Source organism: Pseudomonas sp. ACN5 (assembly GCF_002303975.1).
GTDB lineage: Bacteria > Pseudomonadota > Gammaproteobacteria > Pseudomonadales > Pseudomonadaceae > Aquipseudomonas > Aquipseudomonas laurylsulfatiphila.
The window spans coordinates 1-20,895 of record NZ_MRCP01000017.1 but is presented as its reverse complement, the minus strand read 5'-3'; the positions used below and the strand labels follow the sequence as shown (position 1 = coordinate 20,895).

Sequence of the window (20,895 nt, the reverse complement as noted above, 5' to 3'; positions counted from 1 at the left end):
GGTAACGCCAGAGCTCTCGCAAAAAAAACATGACCAACAAACTGCGCAAGCCAGCACTTGACTTGGCGCGGGAGGGTTTTCTCGTCCCGTGCCTTTACCCAGACAGATCGAGGGCAATCCAAAATGGCCAATTTCAACAAGTCGGACCTGGAGTTCATTCTCCAGCAGATTTTCATCGCGGAAGCGGATACTGCCGGCCAGTCGCTCGCCAGCCTGATACCGAACCCGGAATTTGCTTTTGGTCTGCGCACGGTCGACGGGACGTTTAACAACCTGAGATTCGGTCAGAGCGAGTTCGGCGCAGCCGACAACATTTTCCCGCGCATGACCACTCCAGTCTTCCGTCCGGCTGAGGCGGGCACCTCTTACACCCAGACCAGCGGCCTGGTGATCGACTCGCAGCCACGCACCATCAGCAACCTGATCGTCGACAATACCGCCAACAACCCGGCGGCGGTCGCAGCCACGTTCGATCCCGGTCTGGATGGCATCCTCGGCACGGTTGACGATGTCTTGAAGGACGGTGCGCAGGTCGTTACTGGAACCCGTACCGACGGCACGATCTTCCAGACCTTTTTCATTCCTAACCAGTCGCCGGACGTGGGTCTGTCTGCACCGTTCAATCCCTGGATGACCTTCTTCGGTCAGTTCTTCGATCATGGCCTCGATCTGGTGACCAAGGGCGGCAGCGGCACGGTGTTCATCCCGCTGCAGCCGGACGATCCGCTGTTCGTCCCGGGCAGCCCGACCAACTTCATGGTGTTGACGCGGGCCACCAACCTGCCCGGGCCCGATGGCATCCTGGGCACCGCCGACGACATCCACGAGGCTTCAAACACCACCACGCCATTCGTCGATCAGAACCAGACCTACAGCTCGCATCCCTCGCACCAGGTGTTCCTGCGTGCCTATGAACTCGATGCCGCCGGCAAGCCGGTGGCGACCGGCAAGCTGATCACCAATCGTGACCTGGGCGCCGATGGCCTGTTCGGTACTGCCGACGACGTCGAAATCGGCGGGATGGCCACCTGGAAAGTGGTGAAGGCGCAGGCGCGCGACATGCTTGGCATTGATCTCGACGATCTCGACGTCCTCGACCTGCCGCTGTTGGCGACCGACGCGTACGGCAACTTCATTCGGGGGGCGAACGGCTTTGCGCAGATCGTGACCGCGACCGGCCTGGTTGAGGGCAATCCGCTGGCGCCGATCGACGCATCGCTGGCGATCCGCACCGGTCACCAGTTCCTCATCGACATCGCGCACAATGCCAGCCCGGTGGACAGCCAGACCGGTGCGCCACTGACGGCCGATGCTGACCTCGTTGCCGGCGGCCCGGTGGCCGCAGGCTCCTACGACAACGAGCTGCTCGACGCGCACTACATCGCCGGCGACGGTCGGGTCAACGAGAACATCGGCCTGACCACCGTCCACGCGATTTTCCACTCGGAGCACAACCGGCTGGTCCAGCAGACCAAGGACACGGTCCTCGCCTCAGCGGCCGCCGGCGACCTGACGTTCCTGAATCAGTGGCTGCTGACGCCCGTCACGGCTGTTCCTGCTGATCTGTCTACCTTGAACTGGAACGGTGAGCGCCTGTTCCAGGCGGCGAAATTCGGCACCGAAATGCAGTATCAGCACCTGGTGTTCGAAGAGTTCGCGCGCACCATTCAACCGCAGGTCGATGCCTTCCTTGACTTCGATGACACAATCAATCCGTCGATCGTCGCCGAGTTCGCGCACACGGTCTTTCGCTTCGGCCACTCGATGCTGACCGAGACCATTGACCGGTTGGACCCCAACTTCACCTCGAGCGAGATCGGCCTGATTCAGGCCTTCCTCAATCCGCTGGCGTTTGCGGCCAGCGGCCCGACCCCGGAACAGGCGGCCGGCGCCATCGTGCGCGGCTTGACGCGCCAGGTCGGCAACGAGATCGATGAGTTCGTCACCGAAGCGGTGCGCAACAACTTGCTGGGCCTGCCGCTCGACCTGCCCGCCCTCAACATCGCGCGCGGCCGCGATACCGGCATCCCGTCCTTGAACGCGGCGCGCCGTGAATTCTACGCCGGCACCGGCGACAGCCAGCTGAAGCCCTACACCAGCTGGGTCGATTTGGTGCAACACCTGAAGCACCCGGAATCGCTGATCAACTTCATCGCCGCCTACGGCACGCACGCCTCCATTACCAGCGCCACCACGCTCGACGCGAAACGCGCAGCGGCCACGCTCCTGGTGTTGGGCGGCGTCGGTGAGCCGGTGGATCGCCTGGACTTCCTCCACAGCACCGGTGTCTGGGCGAACAACGCCGGGGCGGACGGTATTCCGAACACCGCAGACGACTTCACCATCTCCGGCGTTGATGCCATCGACTTCTGGATCGGCGGCCTGGCCGAGGAAAAAATGCCGTTCGGCGGCATGCTCGGCTCGACTTTCAACTTCGTCTTCGAGGACCAACTCGAGAAGCTGCAAAGCGGCGACCGGCTCTACTACCTGCACCGCACCCAGGGACTCAACTTCCTGAGCGAGCTCGAGAACAACTCGTTCGCCAAGATGGTGATGCTCAACACCGACGCGACCCATCTCCCGGGCCTAATCTTCTCGACCCCGACCTGGACGCTCGAGGTCGATCCGACCCTGCAGCACACGGGGCTCGGCGTCGATGGCCGTGCCGATCCCACTGGCGGCATGATGATCAACGGGGTCGAGATCACACCGCTTGTCATTCGCGACAACCCCGCGACGATCGGTCCCGATACCAACTACCTGCAGTACACCGGCGAAGACCATGTCGTGCTCGGCGGTACCGCCGGCAATGACATTCTCGTCTCTGGCGACGGCGACGACACGCTCTGGGGCGACGCCGGTAATGATCGCCTCGAAGGCGGCTACGGCAATGACGAGATCGAGGGTGGCGATGGCGATGACATCATCACCGACATGGGCGGCGACGACGTCATCCACGGCGGGGCCGGCAACGACGTCATCCACGGCGGCAACGGCATCAATATCATCCTCGGCGGCGCCGGCAACGATTTCATCGTCACCGGCGAGGACTTTTCGGAGGTCTTCGGCGGCGCCGGCGATGACTTCATGCTCGGCAGCCGGCTGAACGGACAAATGATGGGCGGCGATGGCGACGACTGGATCGAGGTCGGGACCCAGGACGGCTCCCCCGGCGACAATTTCGCCGGTAACCTGCCACTGGCTTTGCTGGAAGAGTTGACCGGCGGCAACGACGTCTTCAGCGGTGACGGCGGCTTCGATGAAATGATCGGTGAAGGCGGCGATGACATCTTCATCGGCAGTGAGGGCCCGGACAAGATGTTGGGCATGTCCGGTTTCGACTGGGCCACCTACAAGGATGATCGTTTCGGCGTGACTGTGGACATGACCCGCATCGCCTTCGAACAATCGGCCCTGTCGCCCTCGGTTGCAGGCGTGCATACCAAGTTCCCCGAGGTGGAAGGACTGTCGGGGTCGGCGTTCAGCGACATGCTGACCGGCGATGATGCCGACGCGCTCGCGATCGCCGCTGCCGGTGTCCCAGGCAGCGTGCTCACCAATATTGACCTCGTCAACGGTCTGCGGGCGTTTCTTGGCGCGGCTGCAGCCGGCCCGGACGGTATCGTGGGCACGGCAGACGATCAGTTCGGCGCGGGCAACATCCTCCTCGGCGGTGGTGGCAGCGACATCATCGAAGGCCGCGGCGGTGACGACCTGGTCGACGGCGACATGTGGCTGAATGTGCGCATCAGCGTGCGCCAGAACCTTGACGGAACCGGGCCGGAGATTGCCACCTTCGACAGCATGGAGCCCATGATCCCGTTCATGCTCGATGGCACATTCAACCCCGGTCAGTTGGTCATCGTCCGCGAGATCCTGACGGATGCCCCCGCCTTCGATACGGCCTTGTTCACTGGCAACCAGCTCGACTATACCGTCACCACTGTGGGCGGCGTGACCACCGTGGTCGACAGCGTCGTCGGTCGCGACGGCACCGACCGCCTGACCAATATCGAGCGGCTGCAGTTCAACGATCAGTCGCTCACCCTGCCTGGCGGGGTCGGGCTTAACAACGACCCGCTGGGCTTGCTGACCATCCTCGACGCTGCCAGCAACACCCCGGACGCTACGCCGACCACGGGTCAACTGCTGAGGGTATCGGCTGCCGACGTGACCGATGCCGACAACGCCGGCGGTGCCATCACTGGACCGATCGCCTTCTACTGGCAGTTCGAAGCAGTCCCGGGTACGGGCGTCTTTCAGGACATCACCCGTCTTGCGGACGGGGGCGCAGCATTGGCGCACGTAACCGGGCCGACCTTCAGGGTGACCCCGGATCTCGCCGGGCTGGAATTGCGCGTCAGGGCCGTCTACAAGGATCAAAATGGTGTGCTTGAGACTGCGTTCTCTGCTCCAACCGCAGCGGTCGTAGCCGGCGTTGCTCCGCCACCGGCAGCCCCGCTGCCGGCCGAGACTCCGGTCGCCAGCACGGGTGTGCACTATATCCGGGCCGATCTGCAGTTCATTCTCGACCAGATTCTGATCTCGGAAAGGAATGCGGCCGGTGAGGATCTCCTCAGCATGCTGCCGAATGCACGGTTGCCTTTGGGCCTGCGCACGGTCGACGGGTCGTTCAACAACCTGGTGGCGGGTCAGAACGAGTTCGGTGCAGCCAACACGGTCTTCCCGCGACTGGTTCCGGCGCAGTTCGATACGGCGGAAGCGGGAACCTCTTACGCTCAGACCAGCGGCCTGGTGACTGACTCGCAGCCACGGACCATCAGCAATCTGATCGCCGACAACACCGCCAGCAACCCGGCAGCGGTCGCGGCCACGTTCGATCCCGGTCTGGATGGCATCCTCGGCACGGTTGACGATGTCTTGAAGGACGGTGCGCAGGTCATTACTGGAACCCGTACCGACGGCACGACCTTCCAGACCTTTTTCATGCCTAACCAGTCGCCGGACGTGGGTCTGTCCGCGCCGTTCAACCCGTGGATGACCTTCTTCGGTCAGTTCTTCGACCACGGCCTCGACCTGGTGACCAAGGGCGGCAGCGGCACGGTGTTCATCCCGTTGCAGCCGGACGATCCGCTGTTCGTTCCGGGCAGCCCGACCAACTTCATGGTGCTGACGCGGGCCACCAACCTGCCAGGGCCTGATGGCATCCTCGGCACCGCCGACGACATCCACGAGGCTTCAAACACCACCACGCCGTTCGTCGACCAGAACCAGACCTATACCTCGCACCCTTCGCACCAGGTGTTCCTGCGCGCCTACGAGTTTAATGCCGCCGGCGATCCGGTGGCGACCGGCAGGCTGATCACCAATCGTGACCTGGGCGCCGATGGCCTGTTCGGCACTGCGGACGACGTCGAAATCGGTGGGATGGCCACCTGGAAAGTGGTGAAGGCGCAGGCGCGCGATCTGCTTGGCATTAATCTTACCGATGCCGACTTCGACAACGTGCCGCTGCTCGCCACCGACGCCTACGGCAATTTCATCAAGGGCCCGAACGGCTTCCCGATGGTCATGATGAGGGGCCCGGATGGTATTGCTGATACCGCCGATGATGTTCTCGTCGAGGGTAATCCTGCTGCGCCGATCAGCCTGGTCAATGCCGTGCGCACCGGCCACCAGTTCCTCATCGATATCGCCCACAGCGCCGTTCCGGTGGACAGCCAGACCGGTGCGCCACTGACGGCCGATGCCGACCTCGTTGCCGGCGGACCGGTAGCCGCAGGCTTCTACGACAACGAACTGCTCGACGCGCACTACATCGCCGGTGACGGCCGGGTCAACGAGAACATCGGCCTGACCACCGTCCACGCGATTTTCCACTCGGAGCACAACCGTCTGGTCCAGCACACCAAGGATGTGGCCATCGCCTCCAACGATGTCAACTTCCTGAACCAGTGGCTGATGCCTGATGCCCAATTGTTGGTGTTGCCAACAACCGCGGCTGAGATCGCTGCCCTGCACTGGAACGGAGAGCGCCTGTTCCAGGCGGCGAGATTCGGTACCGAGATGCAGTACCAGCACCTGGTGTTCGAAGAGTTCGCGCGTACCATTCAGCCGAACATCGATCCCTTCCTTGGCGAACACCAGAATTATCAAACCGAGATCGACCCGGCGATCGTCGCCGAGTTCGCGCACGCGGTCTACCGACTCGGCCACTCGATGCTGACCGAGACCATCGACCGGCTGGACCCCAACTTCGCCTCCAGCGAGATCGGCCTGATTCAGGCCTTCCTCAATCCGCTGGCGTTTGCGGCCAGCGGCCCGACCCCGGAGCAGGCGGCCGGTGCCATCGTCCGCGGCTTGACGCGCCAGGTCGGCAACGAGATCGATGAGTTCGTCACTGAAGCGGTGCGCAACAACTTGCTGGGCCTGCCGCTCGACCTGCCCGCCATCAACATCGCGCGCGGCCGTGATACCGGGATTCCGACCCTGAACGAGGCGCGTCGTGAGTTCTACACCGCGACCGGCGACAGCAACCTGAAGCCCTACATCAGCTGGGCCGATTTGGTGCAACACCTGAAGCACCCGGAATCGCTGATCAACTTCATCGCCGCCTATGGCACGCACGCCTCCATTACCAGCGCCACCACGCTCGACGGGAAGCGCGCCGCGGCCTCGCTCCTGGTGTTGGGCGGCGCCGGCGAGCCGGCGGACCGGCTGGACTTCCTCAATAGCACCGGCGCCTGGGCGAGTGGCCCGACCGGCGTCACCATTACCGGTCTGGACAACATCGACCTCTGGATCGGCGGCCTCGCCGAGGAAAAAATGCCGTTTGGCGGCATGCTCGGCTCGACCTTCAACTTCGTGTTCGAGACCCAGATGGAGAAGCTGCAGAACGCCGACCGCTTCTACTACCTGGAACGCAACGCGGGGCTGAACTTCGTCACCGAGTTGGAGAACAACTCGTTCGCGAGACTGGTGATGGCCAACACCGATGCGACCCACCTCCCAGCTGTCATGTTCTTGACTCCGGCCTTTACCCTGGAGGTCGACCCGGCCAGGCAGTTCAACGAGAGTGTGATTGCCGGTCCGGACGGCATCGTGGGCACCATCGACGACCTGCCCGGTAATACCGATCCTGTCGGCGGCATCCTCCTCACGCCGCTGGTCATTCGGGACAACCCTGCGACGGTCGGCCCTGATACCAACTACCTGCAGTACACCGGCGAAGACCATGTGGTGCTCGGTGGCTCGGCCGTCAATGACATTCTCGTTTCCGGCGACGGCGACGACACGCTCTATGGCGACGGTGCCAATGACCGCCTCGAAGGTGGCTACGGCAACGACTTCATGGTCGGGGGCGACGGCGATGACATCATCACCGACATGGGCGGCGACGACACCATTCATGGCGGCGACGGCAACGACGTCATCCACAGTGGCAGCGGCGTGAATCTGAACCTTGGCGGCTTAGGCAAGGACTTCATCGTCACCGGCGAGGACTCCTCGGAGGTCTTCGGCGGCGCGGGCGACGACTTCATCATGGGCAGTCTCGCCGACGAACAACTGATGGGTAACGAAGGTGACGACTGGATCGAGAGGGGAACCGCCGATGGTGCTCCCGGCGACAATTTCGACCCGAACGGGCTCGACTTGATACGCGGTAACGACATCTTCATCGGCACCGGCGCGCCCGACAGATTCATGGCTGAAGGTGGCGACGATATCATGTTCGGCAACGGCGGCGCGGGGGACCGCTACCTGGGTGGCTCCGGTTACGACTGGGCCGGCTTCAAGGACGACCCGTTCGGCGTGTCCGTCGACCTGAGCCTCGCCGAGATCGCTATCGCGCCGCCACTGCCGGAGTTGGCCGCAACCGTGGCTCGGTTCCAACTGGTGGAAGGTCTGACGGGATCGCACTTCAGCGACATCCTGCGTGGCGATGATGCCGATGCCACCGTGATCGCGGCTGCCGGTGCTCAGGGCAGCGTGCTCACCAACTTCGACCTGGTCAGCGGCCTGCGCTCGTTCGTCGGCACCGCAGCAGCCGGCCCGGACGGCATTGTGGGCACGGCAGACGATCAGTTCGGCGCCGGCAACATCGTCCTCGGCGGCGGCGGCAGCGACATCATCGAAGGTGGTGGTGGCGATGACCTGGTCGACGGTGACAAGTGGCTCAACGTACGTATCAGCGTGCGGCAGAACATTGATGGCACAGGTCCGGAGATCGCAACGTTCGACAGCATGCTCCAGTTGGAGCCGTTCATGCTCAGCGGCACTTACAACCCCGGCCAACTCGTTGCCGTCCGTGAGATCCTGACGGATGCGCCTGACCCCCTTAACCCTGGCCATTCCTTCGACACGGCCCTGTACACCGGCCTTCTGGCCGACTACACCGTCATCGAGAACGCCGACGGCACGATCACCGTGGCCGACAGCGTCGTCGGTCGGGACGGTACTGACAGGCTCAGCAGTATCGAGCGGCTGCAGTTCGCCGATCAGTCGGTGGTTCTCGTCAATGGCTTGAACGCCGAGCCGGTGGGCTTGCTGAGGATCAGCGATGGCACGCCGGCCGTTGGCCAAGTGTTGACGGTGTTGGCCGACACCGTCAGCGATGCGGACAATGTCACTGCAGGCGGTACGATCACCGGTCCCATTGCCTTCGTATGGCAGGTCGAAACGAACCCAGGCACCGGTATCTTCGACGACATTGGTATTGCGCTCGGAGGTGGACTAGGAACCGCGACCGGCTCGACCTTCACGGTGACTGCGGCTGAGTTGGGACTGGCGCTGCGCGTCAGGGCCATCTATCAGGACGGCCACGGCGTGCTGGAAAGCATTTTCTCGGCCCCGACCGCGCCAACTGCGCCGCTCGGCGGCAGCCCCGTCAACCTCCTGCCGGTTGGCACGGTGCTGATCAGCGATACGAGCCCGACGGAAGGCTCGGCCTTGACCGCCACGGATGCGTTCACCGACGCCAACGGAGTAGGGGTGGTCACGCATCAGTGGCAAGTAGGGGGTATCGGCGTGCCCTTCACGGACATTGCCGGCGCGACGGGCTTGACCTTCACGCCGACCCAGGCGCAGGTCGGATTGAGCCTTCGCGTTGTCGCGAGTTTCACCGATGGCCTCGGCACGCTGGAGCAGGTCTTCTCAGCGCCAACGACTGTGGTCGGCGATGTGATTGTCGGTACCGCCGGTGCCGACATATTGACCGGCACGGCAGGCGACGACGTGATCAGCGGAGGTGATGGCAACGACATCCTGAACGGCCTGGGCGGCAACGACATCCTCAATGGTGACGCGGGCAATGACGTGCTCATCGGCGGTCTTGGTGCCGACACGATGGTCGGCGGTGCTGGCAACGATATCTACGAAGTCACCGACGCTGGGGACGTGGTGACCGAGCTCGCTGGTGGCGGCATTGACGAGGTCTGGACCTCGCTCACGAGGTACACCCTGAGTGCCGACGTCGAGAATCTGTTTTTCGGCGGCAGCGGCAACTTCGCGGGCAGCGGCAACGTGCTCGACAACACGATCGTGGGCGGTGCGGGTAACGACATCCTCATCGGTGCCGCAGGTGCCGACATAATGGTCGGCGGTGGTGGCAACGATATCTACGAAGTCACCGACCTTGGGGACCAGGTGATCGAGTTCGCCGGTGGTGGTGGCGACACGGTCTGGACCTCGCTCGCGAGCTACAGCCTGGGTGCCAACGTCGAAAATCTGTTTTTCGGCGGCAGCGGCAACTTCGCGGGCAACGGTAACGAGCTCGCCAACACGATCGCGGGCGGAGCGGGTAACGACGTCCTCGTCGGTGGCGCAGGTGCCGACATGATGGTCGGCGGTGGCGGCAGCGATATCTATGAAGTCACCGACCTTGGGGACCAGGCGGTCGAACTCGCCGGTGCCGGCATCGACACGGTCTGGACCTCGCTCGCGAGCTACACCCTGAGTGCCAACGTCGAGAATCTGTTTTTCGGCGGCAGCGGCAACTTCGTGGGCACCGGCAACGAGCTGGCCAACATGCTCGTGAGCGCTGCGGGTAACGACGTCCTCATCGGCAACGGCGGTGCCGACACGATGGTCGGCGGTGCCGGCAGCGATGTCTACGAAGTCACCGACCTCGGGGACGTGGTAGGCGAGAACGCCGGTGGCGGCAACGACACGATCTGGACCTCACTCGCGAGCTACACCCTGGATGCCAACGTCGAGAATCTGTTTTTCGGCGGCAACGGCAACTTTGTGGGCACTGGCAACGGGCTGGCCAACACGATCGTGGGTGGTGCAGGTAACGACTTCATCGTCGGCGCTGGGGGTAACGACGTGATGAGTGGTGGCGTGGCCGGCAACGATACGTTCGTGTTTGGTGCCGCGGGTTTCGGCAACGACACGATCCTGAACTTCTCAGCCAATCCGGCCGCAGGACAGGACTTGCTCGATCTCAGGCCGATGGGGATCACCAGCGCGACGTTCGCTCCCAGCCTGACCATAACGGCTAACGGGGCGGACACGGTGGTCGGGATCGGAGCGGACTCCATCCGCCTTGTGGGTGTCAACAGCGCGACCGTTGATCAGACGGACTTCATTCTGGCCACTTGAGGTACTGGTCAGTACTGTCGCAGGGAACGTGGAAAACGGAGGGGAGGGCAATGGATGCCCTCCCGTTCTCCTTCCACTCAATTGCCTCATGAATGCGTTCGATGTGGGAATTCAGGGAGGGCTGAATCGACCAGGGTTTTGCCGCGATAGCGATGATCTGGCGTTGCGAACTGCTCTCGCGCTTTGCGGGTCGAGGCAATGATTTCCTTTCGAGTTCGTTCTTTCTCGACTGCCCGGGACAGGACTAGCGCTCCCATACATTGAGCGATGACGGCCCATGCAGCATCAGGGCTGCCGAGACGATCGGCCCAGGCTTTCTGTATTTGCTTCAGGCCTTTTTCGACGGCCACCCGTACCTCCGGTTCGGCGCGCGCAATCTCTCCACCCAAGGCTGGAAGGACATGAAAGGTACTTAGGCAGTTACGTGCTGCGACGTTATTCCTTTGTTATTTGCACACCGGCAGTTAGAAATAACATTTCGCTCTATACCTGCACTCAGAATTACATATGTCGTTTAAAAACAGCTAGTTGTGCGATCTAACACCGGTCGTCTGTTTTAACGACGTAAAATTGACAAAGTTTTGCTATGGAACTTTAGTCTTAGTTATCGGGGGGCCCGCCCGCCTGAAGCTTGTCATCGTTTTGGCAACGCAAGGCGCGGTGATTTCCCGGAAGGAGCAGAGCATGTCGATCATTGCGTTCTTTTGCAGAGTGAAGGGGCTTTCCAGCAAGTTTGCCTTTACCTCCTGTTTCCATGGCCCGCCCAAGGGTCGTACTTGCTCTGCCTGACCGTTCGGCGAGCCATTCACTACGCGAATTCCAGGCGCGTATCCCGGGTTCCGGGTAACGCCAGCTCTCGCAAAAAAACATGACCAACACACTGCGCAAGCCAGCACTTGACTTGGCGCGGGAGGATTTTCTCGTCCCGCGCCTTTACCCAGACAGATCGAGGGCAATCCAAAATGGCCAATTTCACCCAAGCGGACCTGGAGTTCATCCTCAAGCAAATCTTTATCGCCGAAGCGAATGCCGCCGGCACCAGCCTCATTGATTTGCTTCCCAACACTCAGGTGCCATTCGGTCTGCGTACCGTCGATGGCAGCTTTAACAACCTGGTCACTGGCCAGACTGATTTCGGCGCGGCGGACGCTGATTTTCCGCGCCTGCTTGATCCTTCCTTTCTATCGGCGCAATACGCAGGAACCGGGACGGTGATCGATCCGCAACCACGGATTATCAGTAACCTGATCGTCGACCAGACTGCCAACAACCCGGCCGCGGTAGCGGCGAACGGCGGCGCCACTCCGGTGATCAGCCCTGGCCTGGATGGCGTGTTCGGCACGGCCGATGACAAGGAAGTGTTCTTCATTCCCAACGAGTCACCGGACGTCGGCCTGACCGCCGGCTTCAACTCGTGGATGACTTTCTTCGGCCAGTTCTTCGACCACGGTCTCGACCTGGTCACCAAGAGCGCTACCGAGATTGTGTTCATTCCGCTGCAGCCGGACGATCCGTTGTTCGTAACGGGCGGCCCCAACTTCATGGTGCTGTCACGTGCCGTGCGTACCGCTGGTGCGGACGGCGTAGTCGGCACGGCTGATGATGGCCAGGCCAACACCACCTCGCCGTTCGTCGACCAAAGCCAGACCTACAGCTCGCACCCCTCGCATCAGGTGTTCCTGCGTGAGTACGTCCTCAACGCGGCAGGTGACCCTGTTGCCACGGGGCGCTTGATTACCGGCGGCGAAAATGGCGGCATGGCGACCTGGGCAGTGGTCAAGGCGCAGGCCCGTGACATGCTCGGCATCGATCTGACCGATGCCGATGTACACAACGTGCCGTTGCTGGCAACCGATGCTTACGGCAACTTCATTCGCGGGCCTGGCGGCATGCCGCAGGTGGTGATTCGCATCAGTAACGGTGCCGACGGCATCGCCGGGACAGCGGATGACGTCACGCAACTGGTTGAAGGCAACCGGGCTGCTCCGATCAGTCTGACCAACGCCGTGAGTACCGGGCATGCCTTCCTCGATGACATTGCCCACAATGCTGCACCCGTCGTCGTCGGTGGCGTTCTGCAGGCGGATGGCGACACCCTTGTCGGCAATGCGCAGCCCGTTGGCCCGACCGGCAACAACCTGACCTATGACAACGAACTGCTCGACGCCCACTATATTGCCGGCGACGGCCGGGTAAACGAGAACATCGGCCTGACCGCCGTGCACCATGTGTTTCACTCCGAGCACAACCGTCTGGTCCAGCAGTCCAAGGACACTATCCTTGCCTCCGGTAACCTGGCCTTCCTCAATGAGTGGCTGGCTGACGACGTGGCTGCGATACCGACTACACCCGCCGGGATCGCGGCACTGGTGTGGGATGGTGAACGCCTGTTCCAGGCCGCCAAGTTCGGTACTGAAATGCAGTACCAACACCTGGTGTTCGAGGAATTCGGGCGTACCGTTCAGCCACAGATCGACGAGTTCCTTGCGCCCAGCGGGTATGACACCTCGATCAATCCGGCAATCCTCGCCGAGTTCGCCCACGTGGTGTACCGCTTCGGTCACTCGATGTTGACCGAGACCGTCGATCGCTTCGACCCTGCGTTCAATCCGCTGCTCACTGATCCGAACAATCCGGACTCGCAGCTGGGTCTGATCGCGGCCTTCCTCAACCCGCTGGCGTTCGCCGGCAGCGGAGCGACCGCGGACGAAGCGGCAGGGGCGATCATTCGAGGTGTGACCCGCCAGGTCGGCAACGAGATCGATGAGTTCGTCACCGAAGCCTTGCGCAACAACCTGCTCGGTCTGCCGCTCGATTTGCCGGCTCTGAACCTGGCGCGTGGTCGCGACACTGGCATCCCTACCTTGAATGAAGCGCGTCGTGAGATGTACGCATCGACCGGCGACAGCCAACTGAGGCCGTACATTAGTTGGGCTGACCTGGCGGACCACCTAAAGCACCCCGAGTCGCTGGTCAACTTCATCGCGGCCTTCGGTACCCACGGGGCATTGACGGCAGCCGATGTTGATACGATGGCCGAGATGCGTGCGGTCGCTGCTGCCCTGGTGTTTGGCGGTAGCGCGGTGATCAATGCTGGCACGGCCAATGCGCGTACCTTTACCGCCGATTTAGCGGATCGCGTGGCATTCCTTAACAGTTCGGGCATCTACGCCATGGTCAATGGCGTCACCACTACCGGTGTGGACGACATCGACTTCTGGGTCGGTGGCCTCGCCGAACAGAAGATGCCGTTCGGCGGCATGCTCGGCTCGACCTTCAACTTCGTGTTTGAAACCCAGATGGAGGCATTGCAGAACGGCGACCGCTTTTACTACCTGGCGCGTACCGCGGGCCTGGACTTCGGCACCGAGTTGGAAAACAACTCCTTTGCCAAGCTGATCATGCTCAACTCCGATGTCACCCACCTGTCGAACACTGTGTTCCTGACACCGACGTTCACCCTCGAGGTGGATCAGACCGCTCAGTTCACCGGCCTTGGCGCGGACGGCCGAGCCGACCCGACGGGCGGCATCCTGATCAACGGCGTCGAAGTCGTGTCGCTGGTGATTCGCGACAACCCAGACACCGTGGGTCCAGACACCAATTACCTGCAATACACCGGTGAAGACCATATCGTCATGGGCGGCACCGCCGGCAATGACATCCTCATTTCCGGCGAGGGTGATGACACCCTTTACGGCGACGGCGGCAACGACCGTCTCGAAGGTGGCGCCGGGAACGACGCGGTACTGGGTGGCGCGGGTGATGACATCATCAGCGACTCGTTCGGTGACAACCGTCTGGAAGGTAATGACGGTAACGATGTGATCGTGGCCGGCAGCATGCTGGCGGGTGGAAACCTGATCCTGGGTGGCGATGGCCAGGATTTCATCATCACCACAGAAGACATCTCCCTTACCTTCGGCGGCCGGGGTGATGACTTCATTCTCGGTGCCAAGACCAACCTGCCACCTACCGGTGGCGAAGGTGATGACTGGATCGAGATGGGCACCCAAGACGGTGCGCCTGGCGATAACGCCTCGCCGTTGCTCAATGACGACGTGATAGGCAACGACATCTTTATCGGTGGTCCCGGCTTCGACGAAATGATCGGCGAGGGTGGCGATGACATCTTCACCGGCAGCGACGCTCAGGACAAGATGGACGGCATGTCCGGTTTCGACTGGGTGACCTACAAGAATGACAGGACCGGCGTGACCGCCGACCTGACCATGGCCGCGCTGGCACAGCCACACGGCAATGCGCCAAACCAGAACACCGGTGTGTTCAATCCGGTCGGGGCCTCGCCGGCCTCGATTCTCGACCGTTTTGCCGAGGTCGAGGGCTTGTCCGGTTCGAGCTTCGGCGATGTGCTCAAAGGCGATAATGTCAATGCCGACACCATCATCAACCACGGCGGTACCACAGGCAGTGCGCTGACCAATGTGGCGTTGATCCGCGGGCTGGAGCAGTTCCTGGCCGATGCCGGATTGCCGACCACCGGTTTTGCCACTGGCAACATCATCCTCGGCGGCGATGGCAGTGACCTGATCGAGGGTCGCGGTGGCGATGACCTGATCGACGGTGACAAATGGATCAACGTCAGGATTGCCGTTTATGATCCGGCTGACGTCAACCATACCGGTCCCGAAATCGCCTCCTTCGACAGCATGATCGATATGATTCCGCTCATGCTGGACGGCACCATCAACCCTGGTCAGCTCCAGGCCGTGCGGGAAATCATGCCCGGCACCTCGACTGACGGGGAGGCCTTCGACACCGCCATTTTCTCCGGGCTTCAGGACGAGTATACGGTGACCGTCGACGACCGCGGTACCGACGATCTGGAGGACGACGTCTATACGGTGACAGACAGCGTAGCGGGCCGTGACGGCACCGATACCCTGCTGCATATCGAACGCCTGCAATTCGCCGATAACCAGCTGGTGCTGGTGGATGGACTCAATGCCGAACCGACTGGCAGTCCGACTGTCACGGATGGCAACGGCGGCGCGATAGTCGTGGGCGATATACTGACTGTCAGCGTGGCCGGGGTGCGCGATGGCGACAACGTCACGGCGGGTAATCCGCAGGGCTTGATCAACGGTTCGGTGTCCTACTTCTGGCAATTCGAAGCAGACCCAGGCAGCGGCGTTTTCGAGGACATCGTCCTGTTGCCGGCTGGCGATCTGGCGTTCCAGAGTGCCGACGGCACCACCTTCAAGGTATCTCCCGACCTTGCCGGATTGTCGTTGCGGGTCAAGGCGATCTACCAGGACGGTCATGGCACGACTGAAGTGTTGTTCTCGCAACCCACTTCAGTGGTGGCTCCCGGCGCGCCGGTCGTGCCAACGGCGCAGACCCCGGTTGTCGATGCCACCGCGGGTGGCGCGGGCCTGCACATGGTCCGCTCCGACCTCAACTTCATTCTTGACCAGATCAAGATTGCCGAGGCTGAAGCGTCTGGTCAGGACATCCTCTCGCTGATCCCGAACATCCGCGCGCCGTTGGGCCTACGTACGGTCGACGGGTCGAACAACAACCTGTTGAACCTCAACGGCACCAACAACACCGAGTTCGGCGCCGCCGATAACCTCTTTCCGCGGGTGACCGATCCGGTCTTCAATCCGGCGGAAGGTGCTCCTGCCGGCTTCTTTGGTCCCGGCTCGCCGGCCGGCCCGGGAACGACGTATCAGCAGACCACTGGCGCTGTGTTTGACTCGCAGCCGCGCACCATCAGTAACCTGATCGTCGACCAGACGTCGAACAACCCGGCGGCCTATGCCACGGCTTTCGACCCGGGCGCCAATGGTCATCTCGACTTCGGCGTGGTGGGTTCGCTTAATGACGACGTACTCAAGGATGGCGTACGGATAGTCGCCAGCCCAGGGCTGGATGGTCAGTTCGGTACTGGCGATGATCACGATGTGTACCTGTTCGAGAACACCACGGCGGATGCGGGATTGTCCGCGCCGTTCAACGCCTGGATGACCTTTTTCGGGCAGTTCTTCGATCATGGTCTGGACCTGGTCACCAAAGGCGGTTCGGGCACCATCTTCATCCCGCTGAAAGAGGATGATCCGCTGTTTGTGCCAGGCGGCAACACCAACTTCATGGTACTGAGCCGTGCGACCAACCAGCCAGGGGAGGATGGCATTCTCGGCACGCCCGACGACATCCATGAGCACACCAATACCACCTCGCCGTTCGTGGACCAGAACCAGACCTATAGCTCGCACCCTTCGCACCAGGTGTTCCTGCGTGCCTATGAGCTCAACGCCGCCGGCGATCCGGTCGCCACCGGCAAGCTGATCGAGAATCGGACTGCTGGTGTAGACGGCATCCTGTTTACCGATGACGACATTTCGGGCGGCATGGCCACCTGGGCAATCGTCAAGGCCCAGGCCCGTGATCTGCTCGGCATCAACTTGACTGATGCGGACGTGTTCAACGTACCGCTGCTGGCGACCGATGCTTACGGCAACTTCATCAAGGGGCCTAACGGCCTCCCACAAGTCGTGATGGTGGGCGCGGATGGCCTTCCCGGTACGGACGATGACGTGCTCGTCGAGGGTAACCGGGCCGCGCCGATCAGCCTGACGGACGCCGTGCGCACCGGCCATGCCTTCCTCAACGACATCGCGCACAGCGCCGATCCGACCGGCGGCCTGACGCCTGACGCGGACACCGCCATTGGCGGCCCGCAATTAGCCGGCACCTACGACAACGAGCTGCTCGACAAGCACTACATCGCCGGCGACGGCCGGGTCAACGAGAACATCGGCCTGACCGCGGTGCATGCGATCTTCCACTCCGAGCACAACCGCCTGGTCCAGCAAACCAAGGACACCGTGCTCGATTCGGGTGACGTGGCCTTCCTCAACGAGTGGCTGCTCACTCCGGTGGTCTCGTTGCCAACCACTCAGCCTGAGTTCGATGCGCTGCAGTGGAATGGCGAGCGCCTGTTCCAGGCGGCCAAGTTCGGCACCGAGATGCAGTATCAACACCTGGTGTTCGAGGAGTTTGCGCGGACCATCCAGCCCAACATCGACCTGTTCTTCGCACCGACCCAGGTCTATGACGTCGACCTCGATCCCTCGATCGTCGCCGAGTTCGCCCACACCGTGTACCGGTTTGGCCACTCGATGCTGACCGAAACTGTCGATCGCTACGATATCGACTTCAACGTGGTGGGCGATCCGAGCAGCGCCAATCCCGATCAGCAACTGGGCCTGATCGCGGCGTTCCTCAACCCGTTGGCGTACGCTGCCAGTGGCGTGTCGGCAGAGGATGCGACCAGTGCGATCATACGTGGGGTGACTCGGCAAGCCGGTAACGAAATCGACGAATTCGTCACCGAGGCGCTGCGCAATAACCTGCTCGGTCTGCCGCTCGACCTGCCGGCGATCAACATTGCCCGTGGCCGCGATGTGGGGATTCCCTCACTCAACGCGATCCGCCGCGATATCTACAGCCAAACCGGTGACACCCAACTCAAGCCGTACAACAGTTGGGTCGACCTGGTGCAGCACCTCAAGCATCCGGAGTCGTTGATCAACTTCATCGCCGCCTATGGCACGCATGACACGATCACCGGGGTGGCCACGCTGGAGGGCAAACGCGCTGCGGCGATGTTGCTGGTGTTTGGTGGTGCGGGGGCGCCGGCTGATCGCCTGGACTTCCTCAACAGCACCGGTGACTTTGCCAACGTGACGCTGCCCGGCAGGGATAATATCGCGGGCACTGCCGATGACCTGAGAAATGTCACGATCACGGGCGTCGATGCCATCGACCTGTGGATCGGCGGCCTGGCCGAACAGAAAACTCCGTTCGGCGGCATGCTCGGCTCGACCTTCAACTTCGTGTTCGAGAACCAGCTGGAAAAACTGCAGGATGGCGATCGCTTCTACTACCTGGAGCGTACCTCTGGCCTGTCGATGAATGCCGAACTTGAAAGCAACTCGTTTGCCAAGCTGATCATGGCCAACACTTCGGCCACTCACTTGCCGGGCCTGGTGTTCTCGACCCCGGGACTCTACCTGGAAGTGGACCCGGGCAGGCAGTTCAACGAAGGCCTGGCCGCCGCCGATCCGCTCGGCCCGAATGGCGAGCAGGTGGTGTTCCGCGACAACCCTCTGACCTCGGGGGCGGACACCAACTACATCAAGTACACAGGTGACGAGCACATCGTGCTGGGCGGTACCGACGACGCAGACATCCTCATCTCCAGTGAAGGCGACGACACTGTCTGGGGCGATGGCGGCAACGATCGCATCGAAGGCGGTGACGGCAACGACCAGCTGCGCGGTGGCGCCGGCGACGACATCATTACCGACACTGGCGGCGATGATAACCTCCAGGGTGGCGACGGTAATGACGTGCTGCACGGAGGCAACGGCGTCAACCTGATCATTGGCGGGTTCGGCAACGACTTCATCATTACCGGTGAGGACGCCTCCGAAGCCATTGGTGGCCAGGGCAACGACTTCATCCTGGGCAGCAAGGCCAACGAGCAGGACATGGGTAACGAAGGCGACGACTGGATCGAGAAGGGCACTTCGGACGGTGCACCTGGCGACAACTTCGACCCGCTCGGCAACGACCCTGTGATCGGCCACGATGTATACGTCGGCGGCAACGAGAACGATAAGTTCAACGGCGAAGGCGGCGACGACATCATGGTCGGCAGTCTCGGCTTTGGTGACCGCTATATCGGCGGCTCGGGCTATGACTGGGCGACCTTCAAGGGGCTCGCCCAAGGCGTGAGCATCGATTTCAGCGACCGCTTCTTCGATGTACCTCCGATGCCGGGATCGGGAGCGTCGACGCTGGTGCGTTTCGACGCCATGGAAGGTCTGTCGGGTTCGTCCCACGGTGATTACCTGCGCGGCGATAGCACAGATGCGACAACGCTACCTACTGCGGGTGCAACCGGCAGTGTGCTGACCAACATCAGCCTGATCAACGGCCTGTCCGATCTGCTGGCAGCGGGAGCTACGTTCTTCGACGGCGGCAACATCATCCTCGGTGGCAGCGGCAGCGACCTCATCGAAGGTCGCGGTGGTGACGACATCATCGACGGTGACAAGTGGCTGAACGTACGCATCAGCGTACGGGCAAACGCTGATGGCACCGGCGCGGAAATCGCTACGTTCGACAGCATGGAGCCGTTGGTGCCGTTCATGCTCAACGGTACCTACAACCCGGGCCAACTGGTCATCGTGCGGGAGATTCTGACCGGCACTGACAACTTCGATACTGCGTTGTATTCCGGTAACGCGTCGGAGTACACGGTCGCTGTCGAAGGCAACGCCGTCATCGTGACCGACCTGGTGGCCGGGCGTGATGGCGTCGATCGCCTGACCGGCATCGAGCGCTTGCAGTTCGCTGACCAGGCGCAGGCCTCCGGTGTTGGCACCGCCTCGAACAGCGCTCCTGTGGGGCGTCTGGCGATCCTCGATGCTACCACTGGTGCGCGTGTCGATGCGCCTGTCGCCGGCCAACTGCTGCGCGTCAGCGGTCAGTCGATACGCGACGCCAACAGCGTGGGTGCGGCCAATCCGACCGGTGCGGTTACCGGACCGGTGGCTTACTATTGGCAGGTCGAAACCATTGCCGGTTCGGGCATCTATGATGACATCACCGTTATCGCCGCAGGCGAGGCTTCGCGAGTGACAGGCGCGACCTATCTGGTGGCGGACGATGTCGCCGGGCTGAACATCCGCGTTCGGGCGGTGTATCAGGATGGCAATGGTACGCTGGAGATCGTCGACTCGTCGGCGAACAACGCACCGACCGCAGGGCCGGGCATCCTCGGGTTTGCGTTTCTGAACCAGGTGTTGACCGCCGACCTGTCGACCATCGTCGACGTCGATGGCCTCAGCAATCCGCAGTTCACCTTCCAGTGGCAGGAGACCAACGGGGTCACCTTCGTTGACATCGTCGGAGCCACCACTAGCACATTCACGCTTGGCCAGGATCAGGTCGGCGATCAGGTGCGCGTGGTGGTCAATTTCGTCGATGACTTCGGTGTGGCCGAAAGCATTGCGTCCGACGCCACGGCCCCGGTGACCCTCGGTGCAGTGTTTGTCGGTACCGCCGGTGCCGACATTTTTATCGGCACGCCAGGCGACGACGTGGCCAGCGGAGGTGATGGCAACGACATCCTGAACGGCCTGGGTGGCAACGACATCCTCAATGGTGACGCGGGCAATGACGTGCTCATCGGCGGTGGTGGTGCCGATACGATGGCCGGCGGTGACGGCAGCGATATCTATGAAGTCACCGAGCTCGGGGACGTGGTGAGCGAACTCGCCGGTGCCGGCAGCGACA

The 20,895-nt window shown here is 62.1% G+C and carries 3 protein-coding genes; 2 read left to right on the top strand and 1 reads right to left on the bottom strand.

Features of this window, described 5'->3' with window-relative positions; translation table 11 throughout:
* The first annotated feature begins 123 nt into the window (after positions 1-123).
* On the top strand, positions 124-10,563 hold the full coding sequence (locus tag BSF40_RS25745; protein WP_095967377.1) for a peroxidase family protein: 10,440 nt from the start codon (positions 124-126) through the stop codon (positions 10,561-10,563).
* An 86-nt stretch (positions 10,564-10,649) separates the two neighbouring features.
* Here the strand turns inward: BSF40_RS25745 and BSF40_RS32875 are convergent, their stop codons facing one another.
* On the bottom strand, positions 10,650-10,913 hold the full coding sequence (locus tag BSF40_RS32875) for a hypothetical protein (protein ID WP_207258375.1): 264 nt from the start codon (positions 10,911-10,913) through the stop codon (positions 10,650-10,652).
* Between the two features lie 612 nt (positions 10,914-11,525).
* Between BSF40_RS32875 and BSF40_RS25730 the strand changes: the two genes are divergently transcribed.
* On the top strand, positions 11,526-20,895 hold a 9,370-nt coding region (locus BSF40_RS25730; protein WP_141249798.1), incomplete at its 3' end, for a peroxidase family protein.